The sequence below is a fragment of the Lysinibacillus sp. FSL L8-0126 genome (assembly GCF_038630385.1).
GTDB classification, from domain to species: Bacteria; Bacillota; Bacilli; order Bacillales_A; family Planococcaceae; genus Lysinibacillus; species Lysinibacillus fusiformis_D.
Genome location: NZ_CP152028.1, coordinates 4266766 through 4282174 on the forward strand (window position 1 = coordinate 4266766; position 15409 = coordinate 4282174).

General features: G+C 40.0%; 17 protein-coding genes. 3 read left to right on the top strand and 14 right to left on the bottom strand.

Going from position 1 to position 15409, the window contains the following annotated elements; genetic code table 11:
• Positions 1 to 4 precede the first annotated feature (4 nt).
• The 4 genes from MHI34_RS20745 to MHI34_RS20760 form a co-directional block, all read right to left on the bottom strand.
• Positions 5 to 2323, bottom strand: coding sequence for an ABC transporter permease (locus tag MHI34_RS20745; protein ID WP_342503908.1), 2319 nt, complete (start codon positions 2321 to 2323; stop codon positions 5 to 7).
• 59 nt (positions 2324 to 2382) lie between these two features.
• Positions 2383 to 3033, bottom strand: a complete 651-nt coding sequence (locus MHI34_RS20750; protein ID WP_058843719.1) for a TetR/AcrR family transcriptional regulator — start codon at positions 3031 to 3033, stop codon at positions 2383 to 2385.
• Positions 3034 to 3153: 120 nt separating this feature from the next.
• Complete coding sequence (locus MHI34_RS20755) at positions 3154 to 3375, bottom strand: helix-turn-helix transcriptional regulator (protein ID WP_036117277.1); 222 nt, start codon at positions 3373 to 3375, stop codon at positions 3154 to 3156.
• A 10-nt stretch (positions 3376 to 3385) separates the two neighbouring features.
• Positions 3386 to 3856 carry a DUF2975 domain-containing protein gene (locus tag MHI34_RS20760; RefSeq protein WP_036117275.1) on the bottom strand — a complete coding sequence of 157 codons (471 nt, stop codon included), beginning with the start codon at positions 3854 to 3856 and terminating at the stop codon, positions 3386 to 3388.
• 188 nt (positions 3857 to 4044) lie between these two features.
• Between MHI34_RS20760 and MHI34_RS20765 the strand changes: the two genes are divergently transcribed.
• The gene (locus tag MHI34_RS20765; RefSeq protein WP_342503909.1) at positions 4045 to 4593 is read left to right on the top strand and encodes a GNAT family N-acetyltransferase; all 549 of its coding nucleotides are present in this window, start codon (positions 4045 to 4047) and stop codon (positions 4591 to 4593) included.
• A gap of 53 nt (positions 4594 to 4646) precedes the next feature.
• On the opposite strand, the gene MHI34_RS20770 is transcribed toward MHI34_RS20765, so the two are convergent.
• The 3 genes from MHI34_RS20770 to MHI34_RS20780 all read right to left on the bottom strand — a co-directional run bounded on the left by MHI34_RS20770 (position 4647) and on the right by MHI34_RS20780 (position 8007).
• Positions 4647 to 6095 (bottom strand): GGDEF domain-containing protein, encoded by a 1449-nt coding sequence (locus tag MHI34_RS20770; RefSeq protein ID WP_058843721.1) that lies wholly within the window; start codon positions 6093 to 6095, stop codon positions 4647 to 4649.
• 222 nt (positions 6096 to 6317) lie between these two features.
• Positions 6318 to 7508: a hypothetical protein gene (locus MHI34_RS20775; RefSeq protein WP_342503910.1), complete on the bottom strand. Its 1191-nt coding sequence runs from the start codon at positions 7506 to 7508 to the stop codon at positions 6318 to 6320.
• Positions 7501 to 8007: a sigma-70 family RNA polymerase sigma factor gene (locus MHI34_RS20780; protein WP_036117266.1), complete on the bottom strand. Its 507-nt coding sequence runs from the start codon at positions 8005 to 8007 to the stop codon at positions 7501 to 7503. The genes MHI34_RS20775 and MHI34_RS20780 overlap by 8 nt, the downstream gene beginning before the upstream one ends.
• A gap of 124 nt (positions 8008 to 8131) precedes the next feature.
• Between MHI34_RS20780 and MHI34_RS20785 the strand changes: the two genes are divergently transcribed.
• A complete protein-coding gene (locus MHI34_RS20785) occupies positions 8132 to 8560 on the top strand; it encodes a MerR family transcriptional regulator (protein WP_089932420.1) in 429 nt (142 codons plus the stop codon).
• A complete protein-coding gene (locus MHI34_RS20790) occupies positions 8557 to 8913 on the top strand; it encodes a DUF4260 domain-containing protein (RefSeq protein WP_342503911.1) in 357 nt (118 codons plus the stop codon). The genes MHI34_RS20785 and MHI34_RS20790 overlap by 4 nt, the downstream gene beginning before the upstream one ends.
• 410 nt (positions 8914 to 9323) lie before the next feature.
• Here MHI34_RS20790 and MHI34_RS20795 read toward each other — a convergent pair whose 3' ends face one another.
• From MHI34_RS20795 to MHI34_RS20825, 7 genes are all read right to left on the bottom strand, one after another.
• A complete protein-coding gene (locus MHI34_RS20795; protein ID WP_036117260.1) occupies positions 9324 to 9545 on the bottom strand; it encodes a hypothetical protein in 222 nt (73 codons plus the stop codon).
• A 9-nt stretch (positions 9546 to 9554) separates the two neighbouring features.
• The gene (locus MHI34_RS20800) at positions 9555 to 10625 is read right to left on the bottom strand and encodes an outer membrane lipoprotein-sorting protein (RefSeq protein ID WP_036117258.1); all 1071 of its coding nucleotides are present in this window, start codon (positions 10623 to 10625) and stop codon (positions 9555 to 9557) included.
• On the bottom strand, positions 10570 to 12072 hold the full coding sequence (locus MHI34_RS20805; RefSeq protein ID WP_342503912.1) for a HAMP domain-containing sensor histidine kinase: 1503 nt from the start codon (positions 12070 to 12072) through the stop codon (positions 10570 to 10572). The genes MHI34_RS20800 and MHI34_RS20805 overlap by 56 nt, the downstream gene beginning before the upstream one ends.
• The gene (locus tag MHI34_RS20810; RefSeq protein ID WP_036117256.1) at positions 12069 to 12767 is read right to left on the bottom strand and encodes a response regulator transcription factor; all 699 of its coding nucleotides are present in this window, start codon (positions 12765 to 12767) and stop codon (positions 12069 to 12071) included. Before MHI34_RS20810 ends, MHI34_RS20805 begins: the two co-directional genes overlap by 4 nt.
• A gap of 76 nt (positions 12768 to 12843) precedes the next feature.
• Positions 12844 to 13665 (bottom strand): hypothetical protein, encoded by an 822-nt coding sequence (locus tag MHI34_RS20815; RefSeq protein WP_342503913.1) that lies wholly within the window; start codon positions 13663 to 13665, stop codon positions 12844 to 12846.
• A 55-nt stretch (positions 13666 to 13720) separates the two neighbouring features.
• Complete coding sequence (locus tag MHI34_RS20820) at positions 13721 to 14737, bottom strand: inorganic phosphate transporter (protein WP_058843727.1); 1017 nt, start codon at positions 14735 to 14737, stop codon at positions 13721 to 13723.
• Between the two features lie 15 nt (positions 14738 to 14752).
• Complete coding sequence (locus MHI34_RS20825; protein ID WP_004229078.1) at positions 14753 to 15373, bottom strand: DUF47 family protein; 621 nt, start codon at positions 15371 to 15373, stop codon at positions 14753 to 14755.
• Positions 15374 to 15409 lie beyond the last annotated feature (36 nt).

Here is a 15409-nt window from a genome sequence, read left to right on the forward strand (position 1 = left end):
GGTTCTACTCCTTTATATGGTCCATCATTTTGACATGCCCCGCCCTGGACGTACCTATTAGTGTAGCTAGCAGAACAACGCTTGTGAGCGCTAATGGGCAAAAAACATAGGCCGCTAGAGGTTGAATCGTAAACTTAAATGAAGCCGCACCAAATGATGCGATAACCATACTTGTCACAAGCTCACCTAGCGTGTTGGCGAGGAACGTCCCCATTGTTATAGCCAATAGTAAAACAAACACGGCTCGAGCCGCATATTGTGTAGCGATATCTCTGTTGGTAAAGCCTAATGCCTTCATAATAGCGATAGATGTTTGATCCTTCGCCATTAGCATGTTCATAAATAACAGCGTGACGAGCAAACACAGCAAGAGGGCTATGGCAAGTGCTGCACGAGATGCTTTTTCAATGGCATGGATAGTCGTGCTAAAGGTTTGGTTGATATAATCATCAATGCCTGAGACCTTTGCAAAAGAAAATGTTTCTGCATATTCCTTTCGCTTCTCCTCGACCTGCGATGGCTTAGACATCGTTCCATAGATGACACTCCACATACTTTCTGTAGAATGGTCAAAGAAAGCTGCCTTTGCTGTCTTGCCACCATTCGTAATATCAGAATAAATGCCGCTAACAATCAAATCCTTCACTTCACCATGAATGATCAATGACATAGCATCGCCAACCTTTTTGTGAAGCTCTTCAGCATTTAGCACAGAAAGCGCGATTTCATTGTGGGCAATTGGTGCCCTGCCATGTGCATATTCTACTGGGAAGATTGTATGATCGCCCAGCTCTATTTTTAAGCTTGCTTCCGAGCCATCATCGGCCATTGTCGCGAACTTTTTTGTCGTCAACACACTATAATGCTCGATTGCTTTGTCTTGTTCTAATGTCTTAATGACAGCTGCCACCTGCTGGGCAGTTTGCTTGCTTTGTGGGACATCTATTCGAATATCACTATTGCCAATGCCCATATACGTCATAAAGCTTTTGGCGGCAATCGTATTGTGTAAATTATGAGGTACGATGATGATAAATGTTGCCAGGAGTAAGACGGCCAGCATAGTGGCATACAGCCTTTTCCGTGACAGGACATCCTTCACCCCAAGAAAGAGATTAATGGGAAGTCTTTTATTTGAGCTGAGGTTCAACCATTTTGTATGCTGTGTTTTTCCTTGTGTTGTACCAAAACGCAACGCCTGAGTGGCTGATAGCTTGCGAAATTGTTTCAGAACAGATTGTACATAGCCCATTATCACGATAAATACGAGCAATAGCCCGATGAAGGTGAACAGCCAAATCAGTGAGGTATTGCCCGTTTCCCCCATGAACAAACGGATATTTTCAAGTAGCCTATTTCGAAGCAAGAAAGAGCTAGCAAACCCTAGCATACAGCCTATTACCGTGATCACAGCATATTTGGCAAAATACATCTTTTGAATATCCGCAACTCGAATGCCAATCCCTTTCATGACACCAATTTCGCGATAATCCTCTTCCATCTTCGTGAGTAATGTAAAACGAATACACATAAAAGCAATGAATACTACAAGAAGGCTGATTAATAAAATGACAGCAATCATTAGCCCATCCGATAGTGCATTTAGCATTTTGAAGAGCGGCAACGTAATGGATGGTCCATTCGCTTCTAACCCTGCACGTGTGTAGGCTTCTTCAAAATCTTTTAATTCAGCCAAATCGTTTAACCGAAATTCAATCAAATATTCAACCGTGCCCGCTCCCTGGATGGCTGCATAGTCCTGTTCACTGACAAGAAAGCGTTTTGAAGAGGCCAGCATAGCATTCATTTGTGAATCTCGTAAAAATCCTGCAATCGTCAAGTGCTTATCTTGAACAATCACGGTGTCACCCAGTTTAGCTGTCCCATCCTTCCAATAGCCTATTGGCACATAAATATCGCCATTCGCCACTTCAATTACATGACCATCCAGGTCCAGTAAATAATCGAATTTCTCACTTTGCGTACTAAAGCCATTGTCCTGTACACTATGCGCTAGTGTGGTGCCAGCAATATGGATCTTGGCACCATCTACATTGAGAAATTCATTGACCTGAAATTCGTCTACATGTTCATCACGTTCCGCAAACTCAGTGAGTCGTGCTTGATCAATTTTGCCTGCATGCATCTGTAGAAAATGAGACGTTTCTGCTTGCTCCATCATCGTTTCCATCGCACTTGTTAAATGGACAATGAGCATTGCCGAGAGCGTGACAAGCATAGCAGCAGCTGCCACAAACAGTATCGTGATACCTGCTATAAGCTTGCTCTTTGCCATATCGTTTCGCACAAATTTCCAATACATAGGTCACCTCTTTGGAAGTTTTTAACTACCGTCAAACCCAATAAGACCCTCATTCGTATTTATGTCGTACTACCTTCGCCATCCTTGCCAAACATTTGCATCATATAGAGCAAACTACCATTTTCCACTCCAAGCATTCGTTCGACATTAAAGATAAATGCTGGAATGCGTGCCGCTCGTTCTTCATCTGTCATCAGCACTAAATCATCATCGAATACAGCATTGGTATAGGCGATAATCATTTCCATACACTCATATGGATAGGGAGTATGATAAACGCCCTGTTCAATACCATCACGAATAATGGCCGTAAGGATTGGTGGCACTTGATTCATCACCACCTGCTGTATTTTTCGATGCATTAATGCATTTTGTGGCTTATGCACATGCTCCATAATCTCCTGACCACCATTTTCATGCTGTATGTTTAATGCCATCACAACACGTAGAATGCGCTCATTCACAGCAATGCTTTTGTCTTCTGCAATCGCTCTTGCCTTTGCAAGCATCGTACTTGTATAACGCTCAATGAGGGCATCCATAATATCTTCCTTAGACTTAAAGTGATAATAAAGCGTGCCCCGTGCAATGCCCACTTTTTCAAGAATATTGCTGGTGCTAGTACCGTCAAACCCCTTCTGTGTAAATAATTCGTCTGCTGCATCTAATATTTCATTGCGACGCTCTTCCGCCTTCTTCATTTCCCTCATAATCACAACCCCTTACATTTGACCGACTGCCTGTCGATATATCTTTCCTTTATCGTATCATAGGACGGCTATTACTGGCAATAATTCCTACAAAAAAAAGAATCTGCATGAAGCAGACTCTTATTTTTGCGTGTCCTCGTTCTTTCGATATTCCAAAATATCGCCAGGCTGACAATTCAATGCCTCACAAATGGCCTCTAATGTTGAAAAACGGATGGCTTTGGCCTTGCCGTTTTTTAAAATAGAAAGGTTTGCCATCGTGATGCCCACTTTTTCTGAAAGCTCTGTTACGCTCATTTTTCGTTTTGCCAGCATTACATCAATATTGATGATCATTGCCATAGTATTCACCTCAAACCGTTAAATCGTTTTCTGATTTGATATCGATGGCATTTTTTAGAAGCTTTTGCAGCACAGCAGCAAAGACTGCCACGACAAAGGAAGCAAAAATAATAACCATTCCGATAATAATAAGACCAGGGGCATCATCTACTTCCGCCACATAGTATATCAGTGGCATGCCTACCACGTATACACCACTAATGATAATTGCACAATATTTAATATTGATTAAAGCTTTCACAGATCGTTCTGAAAACGCAATATTTTGATCGATATAGCTTAGTAGTTTAATCGTCGTATACAGAGCAACAAAATAGGCGATGGCCGTTGCATAAACACCTAGTAAAGCAAAAATGGTTGTTTTCGGAAAATGCTGTGCTGCCCCTATCGCTACACGAGGAACTACCAATAGACATAAGGCAAGCACCGGTATTCCCATTAAAAAAACAGCTATCTTTAAAAAGAGCGTTTCTCGTTTCATCTGACGCACCTCTTTTATTTATTCTCCTGTACAATTTATCATAATTTTTATCGTTTTTCAATAAATATTTATTCTGATTCAAGATGTATTTTTAACTGTTATTTGGTTTATTTTCCCTTTTATTGTGCTATAATCGATTCATCTTCTCAAGCTTTAAAAAATAGCACTGAAGACAAAGGAGGAATTCGATGATTTACCGAGCAGCAGAAAAAACAATGGAGACTGAGCGTTTATTACTCCGCCCTTTTACAGAAGCAGATGCACCTGAGGTAAGTGTTTTATGTAACAATTATGCCATTTACAAAAGCACACTGAACGTACCTTATCCCTATACAATAGATTGTGCATTGTCATGGATAGCCACTCATCAACAAAACTTTGAGGAGAATCGCCTCTACGAATGGGCTATAACAGATAAACACAGTGGACAATTATATGGGGTGATAGGGTTGTCCAATCAGCAGCCACATCAAAGGGGCGAAATCGCCTATTGGATTGGGGAGCCCTATTGGGGAAATGGCTATGGGACAGAAGCAACCCAAGCAATCATCGCCTTTGCGTTTCAAGAGAAAAAGTATCATCGTGTCTATGCTCAGTATTTTCAATCCAATCCTGCATCCGGCAAAATCATGGAGAAATGCGGGATGCATTATGAGGGAACCCTAAAACAGCATGTGTATAAAAATGGTGCTTTCGAAGATATTGTTTATTATGGCTTAATCAATCCAAACCATTAGTTGACAACTTACACAAAAGAGGCACTTCCTATGCAGATATGCCTCTCCCTCGTTTATATACCATTTCCCACATCGGAATAATGATTATAGTGCGTAATTTGGTTGCGACCATTGCGCTTGGACTTATAGAGCGCTTCATCTGCATGTTGGATTAGTTCTTCCACTTTTACAATGCTGCCTTGCTGATTGGTACTTACTCCAATGCTAAATTCCAAATGAACCTTTTCATTATTCACTACCAGAGACAATGCCGTTAATGCGTGATAAAGATTATCAGCCAATATTTGCACCGATTCCCCTTCCTTAACCTGACTTAGCACAATAAATTCATCCCCACCAAAACGAGCAACAATGGACTCAAACGGTTCAAAATAGTCCTTTAATGCTTTGGCTGTACTCGTCAACGCATCATCGCCAATTAAATGTCCATTCATATCATTGATTTCTTTAAAATGGTCTAAATCCACCATCATTAAAGCTAGTTGCTGATTACTTTCGGCCGCTTTTTCAACCATCTTTTTCGCCTGTTCATCAAAATAGCGTCGATTGTAGATATTTGTCAGCGGATCCATATAGGCATTTTTTTCAAATTGCTTCTTATGATCGTTATATTCCATTTCAAACAATACATGTGAATAGTTTTCACGTTGAATTTCTAATAAAATATTTATAAATTCTTTTTGTATAGCACATAACACGATTTTATTGCCCTGTGCCTCAATTAATTTCACTAAAGAATTATAAATGATTTGCAGCAAGGACAGGTCATTGTTTTGCAGGGCATAATGTTTCGTCTTTTGATATAAATCAATGGCTTCACTGATACGCCCTTGTTTTTCACATAGGAAGGCGTACGCATTGAATACCTCTAGTTGTACTTTCGAATAAGGCGGATCTTGAATCGTTGCCAGCAATTCTAGTAAGAGTTCGTTCGCTTCATCAAATTCTTCCAGCCAGATAAGTGCAACAGCTAGGTTCGTTTTAGGATACATAACCCCTGTATAGGGCTCTTTATGCTTCACTTCAAATGCATTCGAATAGTAAAGACTTTTTAGGGCAAATTCCTTGGCTGTGCGATAGTTGCCCATCGAAATTTCTAAATCACTTAGGTTATTGTAAATTTTCCCCATACTCTCCACATGATGAATCGTTTCAGCTATTTTTAAGCCCTTCAGCATTAACTCTTCTGATTTCTTTAAATGACCAAATGTTCCCCAATAAATAGCGGCTAAATTGTAGTATTGAATTAAATCGATATCATTGCCATGTTGAAAGGTTAGCTCACGATATTGTTCAAGGACACTGATGGAAAGCTGTAGATCACCCGTTTGAAAATAACTAGCACAACTATAGCGCAATAGCAGGATAGCCTTATCATACATTCCAAGCTCAATGGCACTCTCGATTGCGGCACTACTTATTTCTATATATTCTAAAAAGCGATCAGCATTATATAATTCATTGAGCGTAATCCATAATTCTTCAAATTCTTGTGTGTTCATACCGCTCCCCCTTATTTTCACCCTTACTTCTTTAATACTACCTTTGCACACAAAATATTACAATTCTTTGGACTCATTTAATTTCCCGTCATTAAGCAATTATTCCTAACAACAAATATCTCTATGTATTTTATCCTAGATGTAATGAAAAGTTATTTTAACATGGTACTTTCACTATAATTTTCTCCTCAACAAAAAACAAGCCTCTTTCAAAGAGACTTGCTAAGATTCCTGTAAACCTATTAGCGCTTTTAACTGCATTGCTCTTTTAGCATTCAGCTGGATTTCTCCACTCCCTACCTTTTGAAGATAAAGAGATCCACCATAGCCCTTCCACATTTCGATACGCACGCCATCAACCTGAAAAGAATACTCGGGAGGTCTTGCTATCTTATTGGCTGGCTGCCATGGGACATCCTGCAAAAACTGAGCGACTTCTTGTTCATTTTCCAGCTCAAGCACCTTTGTAATGGTTGGCTCTAGTTTTTCCAATTTAGTTAATAAACCATATTTTCTTATGACTCCGTTTTCCTCAATGCTCCCTGTTCCCATTGAAGTGAAAGTAATATAATCGCCTTGCTTGACAGGAAATTCATCCAGCACAGGATACCAATCGGCTTGTTCATATTTTTCCGCAAGCTGTCCCTCCGTCATATGATTAAGATCCTCTGGAATCACTCCTTCTATAAATAAGAAAACATTCGATTCGACCTTCGCAACTGTGCCGACCATTGAAGAGCCATGTGCACTGGTACGTATTTCGATGTTATGCTCCTTTTGAAAGGTTCTTGCCTGCTCAGCAAAATGCGCTTGGAAATACCGTTTGGCATCAATATTGGCTACCTCTTGATAAGCATAAAAGGTTGGATATTTTTCTTGATATATCGCATACAGCTTCGTCCTAGCGGTATACATTGGTAGAAGGGGTTCAAGGTATGTTTTCACATATTGTTTCGGCTCTAGTCCGAGAAAAAAAGCTTTAGATTCAGGCGATTGCTGTAGCATTTCCAATTGCTCAACCTGTTTCTTTCTTTCTGCCTCTAACTCTTTCTTAGAATAGGTAACCCCTAATGATTTCGCAAAATAGTAGGAGGCAACAAGTTTTTCATATGAAAAATACGCCTCCTCTTTATAATATGCCTGCTCTTGCCCTGACCGTATCATATAGCTAATACGCTCAAAGTGCTCCAGTTGCCTTTCATGGAATAGGGCGGTCGTCTGCTTTGTTTCATTCGTTAAAAGCTGCATCATTATAAAACCCACAACACAAAGAGTGAGCACAACCGTTAATAGCGTGAATCGTACAGATTTTTTTCTGTTAGTCGGCTGTTGTAACACATGTTTTTTGACTCTTTCTTTGCTCACTGTCACATCCCCTGCTACATTGACTAATTCCTTCTGTATATCATTCATGCCCTAGCACCTCCCATTCCTCCTGCTTTAGATGGGGCTTTAATGCTTCTCTTGCCCGTTTCAGCCTTGTTTTCACCGTATTTTCTGCAATTCCTAGTAGCTGAGCAATATCACGAATCTTCATTTCTTCAAAATAATAAAGAATGACGGGCTCACGATAGGCTAAGGACAATTTTAAAATGGCTGCCCCAATCTGAGATCGTTCCTCTGCTGCAACGAGCTCATCCCGCTGTTTATGCCCCTGTAGCGGAAATAGTTTTTCTTGGAATAGTAATTTCCTATAATGCCAGCTTTTTAAATAATCTTTGCTTTGATTAATCGTTAACGTGGATAAGTATGCACGTAGCTGCCCTCGCTCCTCATAGTCACGCTGAGAAAATTTAATAAAGACCTCTTGCACAATATCCTCGGCTGTTTGCCGGTTTTTCACGTAAAAATAGGCGAGACGTAATAAATGTTCTGCATGTTCATCGATTATTTCTTCAAGTATGCCGTCCACCTCCCCTTCTTACACTATAAACGACTGCCACTAAATAACCGTTTCATTTTTTTAACTATTATTCAAAAAGAACCTTGACCTTGGAGCATACTCCAATGTTAGGATTAATTTAGGAGGTGCTCGTATGAAAATTAAACAATTCGCCGAAAAATTTCACTTCACAACTGATACAGTCCGTTACTACGAAAAAGAGGGTCTTTTACATCCCCGAAAACAGGACAATGGCTATCGTGTGTATGATGCCGCATGTGAGCAGACAATGAAATTCATCATCGTCTTACGTCAACTCGGCTTTACCTTACAAGAAATTAAACATTTACTGACATTGGAACAAAAACCTATCTCCACAGCTTGTAATGAAGAAACCGTACAGCTATTTTCAGTCAAAATAGCACAAATCGAGCAACAACTACGTTTTTATCAGCACGCACTGCAATCATTACAATTGACTAAAACATTAATGGCTGACGGACAATATGAAAAAAATCAAGAAAAAATTGCCTCTCTCATTGAGGGGATGTATCAAAATTTATTGGAAGGTCGTGGCTTATGATGAAATTACGTAAAATCATCTCTTTAGAATATGTGATTGCCTTGATTATCACCGTCTTTTTCTATGGGCACTTGGATTTTTCATGGCTGTATTTTATGGTGTTTTTATTACTCCCTGACATCACTATGATCGGCTATCTCCTCAATCCGAAAATAGGCGCTGTTTTCTATAATATTGGGCATAGCTTTGTATTGCCTGCCCTCCTTCTAGTAATAGACTTTATGATGTCTAGCTCTATATCTCTGATGGTTGCTTTAATTTGGCTCGCACATATTTTCTTAGATCGCGCACTTGGCTACGGTTTAAAATATGAGGAAGCCTTTCAGAAAACACATTTACAGCAAATTACGTAAGTATTACAAAAAAACAACCACTCTACATGGTTCGGTGACCGTATAGAGTGGTTGTTTTTAAACTAATAGATCATCTATTTATAAATCATAAACCTGCTACATTTACTATGTACGGATCACTTTATCCCCTCATGATGAAGATAAGAAAGTTGTAAATAAACGGTAATATCAAAGCAAGCGCTAAGCACAGCACCGCTGCCCATTTTGTGTTCTTGATGCCCCTATCATCACCTATCTTTAGATGATGAAAATAAGTTAATGTAAAATAAAAGCATACAACCATCAACAGGGGTGAGGTCAATTGTTGGAGTACGCCAACTATAAATGTAGACATCGTCAAAAACCTCCTTTTTTTAAATTAAACCATAAAAAGGCAGGATCATCCATCTGTGATCCTACCACTGTTCTATTTAGATGAAACGTTTTAAGATGGATTCATAAAGCCCTACCATAAATAGGCCAATCACGATGGGAATCAGGGATGTAAAACTAAAATAAAAACCTGCATCATCATACTGACCTAAAAAGTGAAATTGTAGCCAAGATACTCCATAGGTTTCCCCTACTCCATATAAGAAAATAGTGGTAAATAAAAACAATGCAAGACATTTCAGCCCTTCTGCTCTTTTCATAGCATCACCTCATTGAACAAATGTCATTTGTTGCACATAGCTTAAAAGATCCTCAAGCGTTAACGCTGGATTTTCCCCAACGATATTGTATTGATAGCCATTTTCCTGCCAAGAAATGGAACGGAAATTTTCATCATCCATAACAGTTCCTTTTTGCCCTCGAATAACCATCTCTTTTTCATTTAATATTGGCTCAATTTCTGCCAAACTCGGATCTGCCTTGAAAATAGTAACAAAAAATGCTGGCTGCCCATCTAATCCATAGTCAAACGAATATTCAGGTCGATCTTCTAATCCTTTAGCCATGGAAATCTTGTCTAGCGTTAGATCATTTTCTTGTGGGACTACTAAAAAAGCTCCTAGTTTTTCTTTGGCACTTTCTAACGAAACAGATTCTGAAGTATCCTCCCCACTAATTTCTTCAATCGTTACATCCTTAGGTAGATCTAGTGTAAATTGTTGGTCATCTATTTTTTTACCCTCCTCCATCTTTGTAAATTCCGTGATCATTTGATTTCCTGCATTATCTGTCTTCGTTTTTAATGTCAGCCATGTTTTCTTGTCAATCCATACTTCGATATCCCCAAATAACGATTCGCTTTTTTTCGTTTTGGCTACAATTTTATACGTGTCTCTACCAGCTACCTTTTCCTCACCTGCGATCTTAATCTCATGTGTATCCTTGATTAACTTAAAAATAAGCTGTACTTGATCTCTAGGTGATTGAAGCCCATCTAGTCCGCCTTGTGGAAAGGCCATTTTATAGGCTGTATTTTCAGCAACATCATAGCTTATCACTTGTGAATCAGTCATGACTGAGATGACGTGTTCACCATTGTCACCTGTCATCTCCATACGTCTATTGCCATCCTTGACCCACTCTTTCACTTGGGCTTTGCCACCAAGCTCCCCCATATCTAACGTGTATTCGCCATAATAAGTTAGTGGTTCTTTGGATTCTTGTAGTGCTTGCTCAATAATTTCCTGTGGTGAATACGATGCCTCCGTATTACAGCCCACTAAGCTAAATGTCATCACAGCAATTAAGCCCGCTGTTCGGCATGTTTTTTTCCATTTCATTTTTAATTGCTCCTTTAAAAGGTGGTAGCCAGCATACTACAGCTGTTCCGATATTCTCCTGCGAAAACAGCTCTACTGTACCACCATGTTTTTCGATAATTTGTTTTGTAATATTTAAACCTAGACCTGTCCCTCGTTCTCCAGCCTTCGTTCTTGCACGATCTGCTTGATACATGGGCTCGAATAATTTTGTGATGTCCTCCTGCAAAATACCTTGACCACTATTTTGTACAATGATATATACACCTTCTTGCTTGTTCAAGGTTGACTTCAGGAAATCAAAACTCCATACTGGATAACTCCCAGCATTGACGGCCGCTAAGCCAATAGATGTACCGATTTCACCATAGCGCCAAGCATTGCTCATTAAATTATCAATCACACGCTGTAATTGTTTCGGGTGAACCGCATATAGCCCATCTACATCGCAGAAAACGTTTAAAGTAAATCCTTGTTCCTCACATAATGGTTCATAGTCAGACAATGCCATCTCAAAAAATTCTGCAGCATCAACAGCAACCAGCTCTAATTCATAATTCGTTGATTGGAGCAATGTATACATGAGTAAATCCTCTAGCATATGCTTCATCCGATCAGCCTTCGTTACGATGACCTGCTGATATTCCTCTTGTTGCTGTTCTGTAAGCCCCCTGCTTTGTAAAGATTCTGCATAGGCTTGAATGGCAGTCAGGGGCGTTTTTAAATCATGGGAAATACTTGCAATCATCAACTCTTTTTGTAGCTGCTCCTCTTTTAAGGAAGCTCTTGTCTTCTCAATTTCATTCTGCATGGCCACAAATGATTGAGCTAATTCTCCAATTTCATCTTTCCTTGCGCTAAGATTTGTTTCTACATGGCCACCTTTTGCAAAAATGCGCATTTGCTGCATCAGCTCTTTTAATGGTCGATTTAGTCTACGGTTAAGCACGAATAGGACAGCTAAATAGATGACAAGGAATAGTAGAATGGAACCTGTTATAACAAGCCATGAACGATTTTCAACACCCTTTACCCAATCTGCCCTAACTAATTGAATTTCATAGACACCCAATAAATCGCCCTGTTGATAGACAGGCTCCTTATAGGTAAAGGCGTTGTATGTTTGTTGTAAATCAAATAATCCTTTAAACATGCGCTCTTTTCCAACATAGCCTGATAACAAAGGATTGGAGGAATATAAAATAAAGCCAGATTTTGTATAAAGGGTTATCCCTAGCTGCTCATTTGTCAGCTCTTCTAACTCTTGTAAATCCGCGTTTTTTTGATAGAGCGCTGGATTGTCAATGGTTGCTTTTATTTGATTCAGCTCAGTCCACTTATCAAAGTATTCCGCAACATTTTTATCTTGATAATAAGCATTTATCCACACATAAAGGCTATATGCTCCTGCAATCGGTAACACCATGACAAGAAAAAAAGTAAGGAGTAACCATGTTTTAATTTTCATAATGGTTCACCTATAAAACGGTATCCCTTGCCCCATACAGTTTGAATAAAATGGGGGCTTTTCACAGAATCATTGAGCTTTTCACGCAATGCCTTGATATGTACTGTGACTGTATGTGTGTCCTCTATACTCGCCTGCTGCCAAATATGCTGATACAGTTCCTCCTTTGTGAAGGTTTGATTCGGATTTTTAGCAAGTAGCCTGAAAAGAGCAAATTCTTTTTGGGTTAACGCTAGCTCTTGCTGATTAACACTCACTATCGCTCGTTGCCAATCAATCATTAATCCAAAGGCATAGGCAGTCCGATCTTCTACTTCCTCTAGCTTGTTATAACGTTTCCAGCGCCTAAGATGGGAAGCCACACGTGCCTTCAACTCCTCTAAACTAAACGGTTTTGCAATATAATCATCTGCCCCCTGCAAGCCCTCCACCTTATCCGCTTCTTCCTTACGAGCACTCATCATGATGATCGGCACATCACTTTCCCAGCGTATATTCTGACAAACCGCAAGCCCATCCATCTCTGGCAGCATCCAATCCACCAACACTAAATCGAAGGAATCCGCCTGAAAATCTGCTAACCCTTCAAGGCCCGTAGTCGCCCACGCCACACCGTACCCCTCCTGCTCTAGCGTCTCTTTGACAATCCGACCAATAGCGACATCATCCTCAATCAGTAGTAACTTTTCCTTCATTCGTTCTCCTCCTGTTTCCACCTTACTATGGAAAAAGTGATTTTCTCCGAAGTTTATACTTTCTTTATAATTAACCTTAGAGGGAATCCGCTCCTCGCACAAGTAGGAATGTTCCCAGCATTTTACTAGGTGTAATCTTTACTTTGCACGTTGTATCCACCGCTATGTTCAGGCTATCCTCTACTTTCAGCGTTCTTTCCACTACTTTCCTCGTTCTATCCTCCACTTTGCTCTTCCTATCCACTTCTTCTCCTTTATCCTGCTTTCTTCTCTCGCTATCCTCCACTTTAAGCGTTGTATCCACCGCTTTTCTCGTTCTATCCTCCACTTTGCTCTTCCTATCCACTTCCTCTCCTTTATCCTGCTTTCTTCTCTCCCTATCCTTCACTTTGAGCGTTCTATCCTCCACTTTGCTCTTCCTATCCGCTTCCTCTTCTCTATCCTGCTTTCTTCTCTCGCTATCCTCCACTTTAAGCGTTCTTTCCACTACTTTCCTCGTTCTATCCTCCACTTTACTCTTCCTATCCACTTCCCCTCCGCTATCCTTCATTCTGCTCTCGCTATCCTCCACTTTAAGCGTTCTTTCCACTACTTTCCTCGTTCTATCCTCCACTTTGCTCTTCCTATCCACTTCTTCTCCTTTATCCTGCTTTCTTCTCTCGCTATCCTCCACTTTGAGCGTTGTATCCACCGCTTTTCTCGTTCTATCCTCCACTTTGCTCTTCCTATCCGCTTCCTCTCCTCTATCCTGCTTTCTTCTCTCGCTATCCTTCACTTTGAGCGTTGTATCCTCCGCTTTTCTCGTTCTATCCTCCGCTTTTCTCGTTCTATCCTCCACTTTGCTCTTGCTATCCACTTCCTCTCCTTTATCCTGTTTCTTGCTCTCGCTATCCTTCACTTATCTACGCAAATAAAAAAAGAATGCACAATTGCTGTGCATTCCTCTTATCGTACTAGAAAAATAAACTTAAAAAATAGTAAATCAAGGCTGCCATAACGGCTGAGATTGGCATTGTGATGACCCAAGTTGTGACGATTTTGCGTGCCATGCCCCATTTAACGCCTTTGACGCGGTGCGCTGTTCCTACACCCATGATGGATGAAGAAATAACATGTGTTGTAGATACTGGTAAGTGGATCAACGTCGCACCAAAGATGATGGAAGCAGAAGCTAAATCTGCCGCTACTCCATTTACTGGGCGGATTTTCATAATCTTACCACCAACTGTTTTGATGATTTTATAGCCACCTACAGATGTACCAAGACCCATCGCTGTTGCTGCTGCAAAACGTACCCAGAATGGGATATCGTCCCCATGGTGTAGGCCGCCCGCGATTAGAGCTAGTGTAATAATCCCCATCGCTTTTTGAGCATCATTTGTTCCGTGTGTAAAAGATTGTAAGGCAGCTGTCCCAATTTGCATGGTACGGAAGCCTTTATTTGTGCGATATAAATTCATATCTTTGAAGATAATCTTCAATATTGTCATCATTAGGAAACCAGCTGCGAATGCTAGCAATGGTGAAAAAATAAGTGCTTGAAGAATTTTAATAAACCCAGCATAGTTCAAAATATCAAATCCTGCAGCGGCAATGGCTGCGCCTGCAACAGAACCAATTAATGTATGAGAAGAACTGGATGGAATCCCAAAGTACCATGTTAACAAGTTCCATGTGATGGCAGATAATAAAGCTGCTAAAATCACTACAGAACCTGTAATATCGCCGTCATAGGCATTTAAAGTAAACGGGTCCACAATATCCTTTGTTAATGCTTTCGCTACCCCCACGAAGGTAATGGCTCCGACGAAGTTCATTACCGCTGCCATGTAAACCGCAGTACGTGGCTTTAAGGCACGGGTTGATACAGAAGTGGCAATGGCATTTGCTGTATCATGGAAGCCGTTAATAAAATCGAACACAAGTGCGAAAATAACGACTAGTATGGTGATTAATAATATCGTATCCATTTCGTACACTCCATCTTACGCATTACGCATAATTATTGTTTCAATTGTATTAGCTACTGTTTGACAGCTATCGGCAATATCTTCAAATTGCTCATAAATATCCTTGAAAACAATCAGACGCATTGGATCTTTTTCTTGGATAAATAACTGCTTCATGGAAGAACGGAAAATTTCATCACATTCACGTTCATTATCTTTAATTTGAATAGCATGTTTACGCATTTCTACAAGCTTTTTACTATTTAACAGTTCCATGGCTTGTACCATTTCATCTGTGCTTTTTGCAATATATGTGAGGAATTGGCGCATTGGCTCAGTCACTTCCGTTAAGTTGTACATATTGAAGTGAGCAATACAGCCCTCCATTCCGTCAATCACATCATCTAGCTTATTCGCTAATGCTAAAATATCCTCACGCTCGATAGGCGTCATAAAAGATTTATTTAGCATCACAATAAGTTCATGAATTAGTTTATCGCCACTTGTTTCATATTGCTTCATTGTATCGGCAATTTCTTTTAACGCATCTATATCTTGAATGCGAGCATTATGTGCATAATAAATACCTTCATTCACGTTTTTTGCGATTTTTAATAATGACTGAAAAAATGGATCTTGCTTATTTGAGTTGAACATCCTGTTCCTCCTGTGAAATAAATATTGTCGATTTCT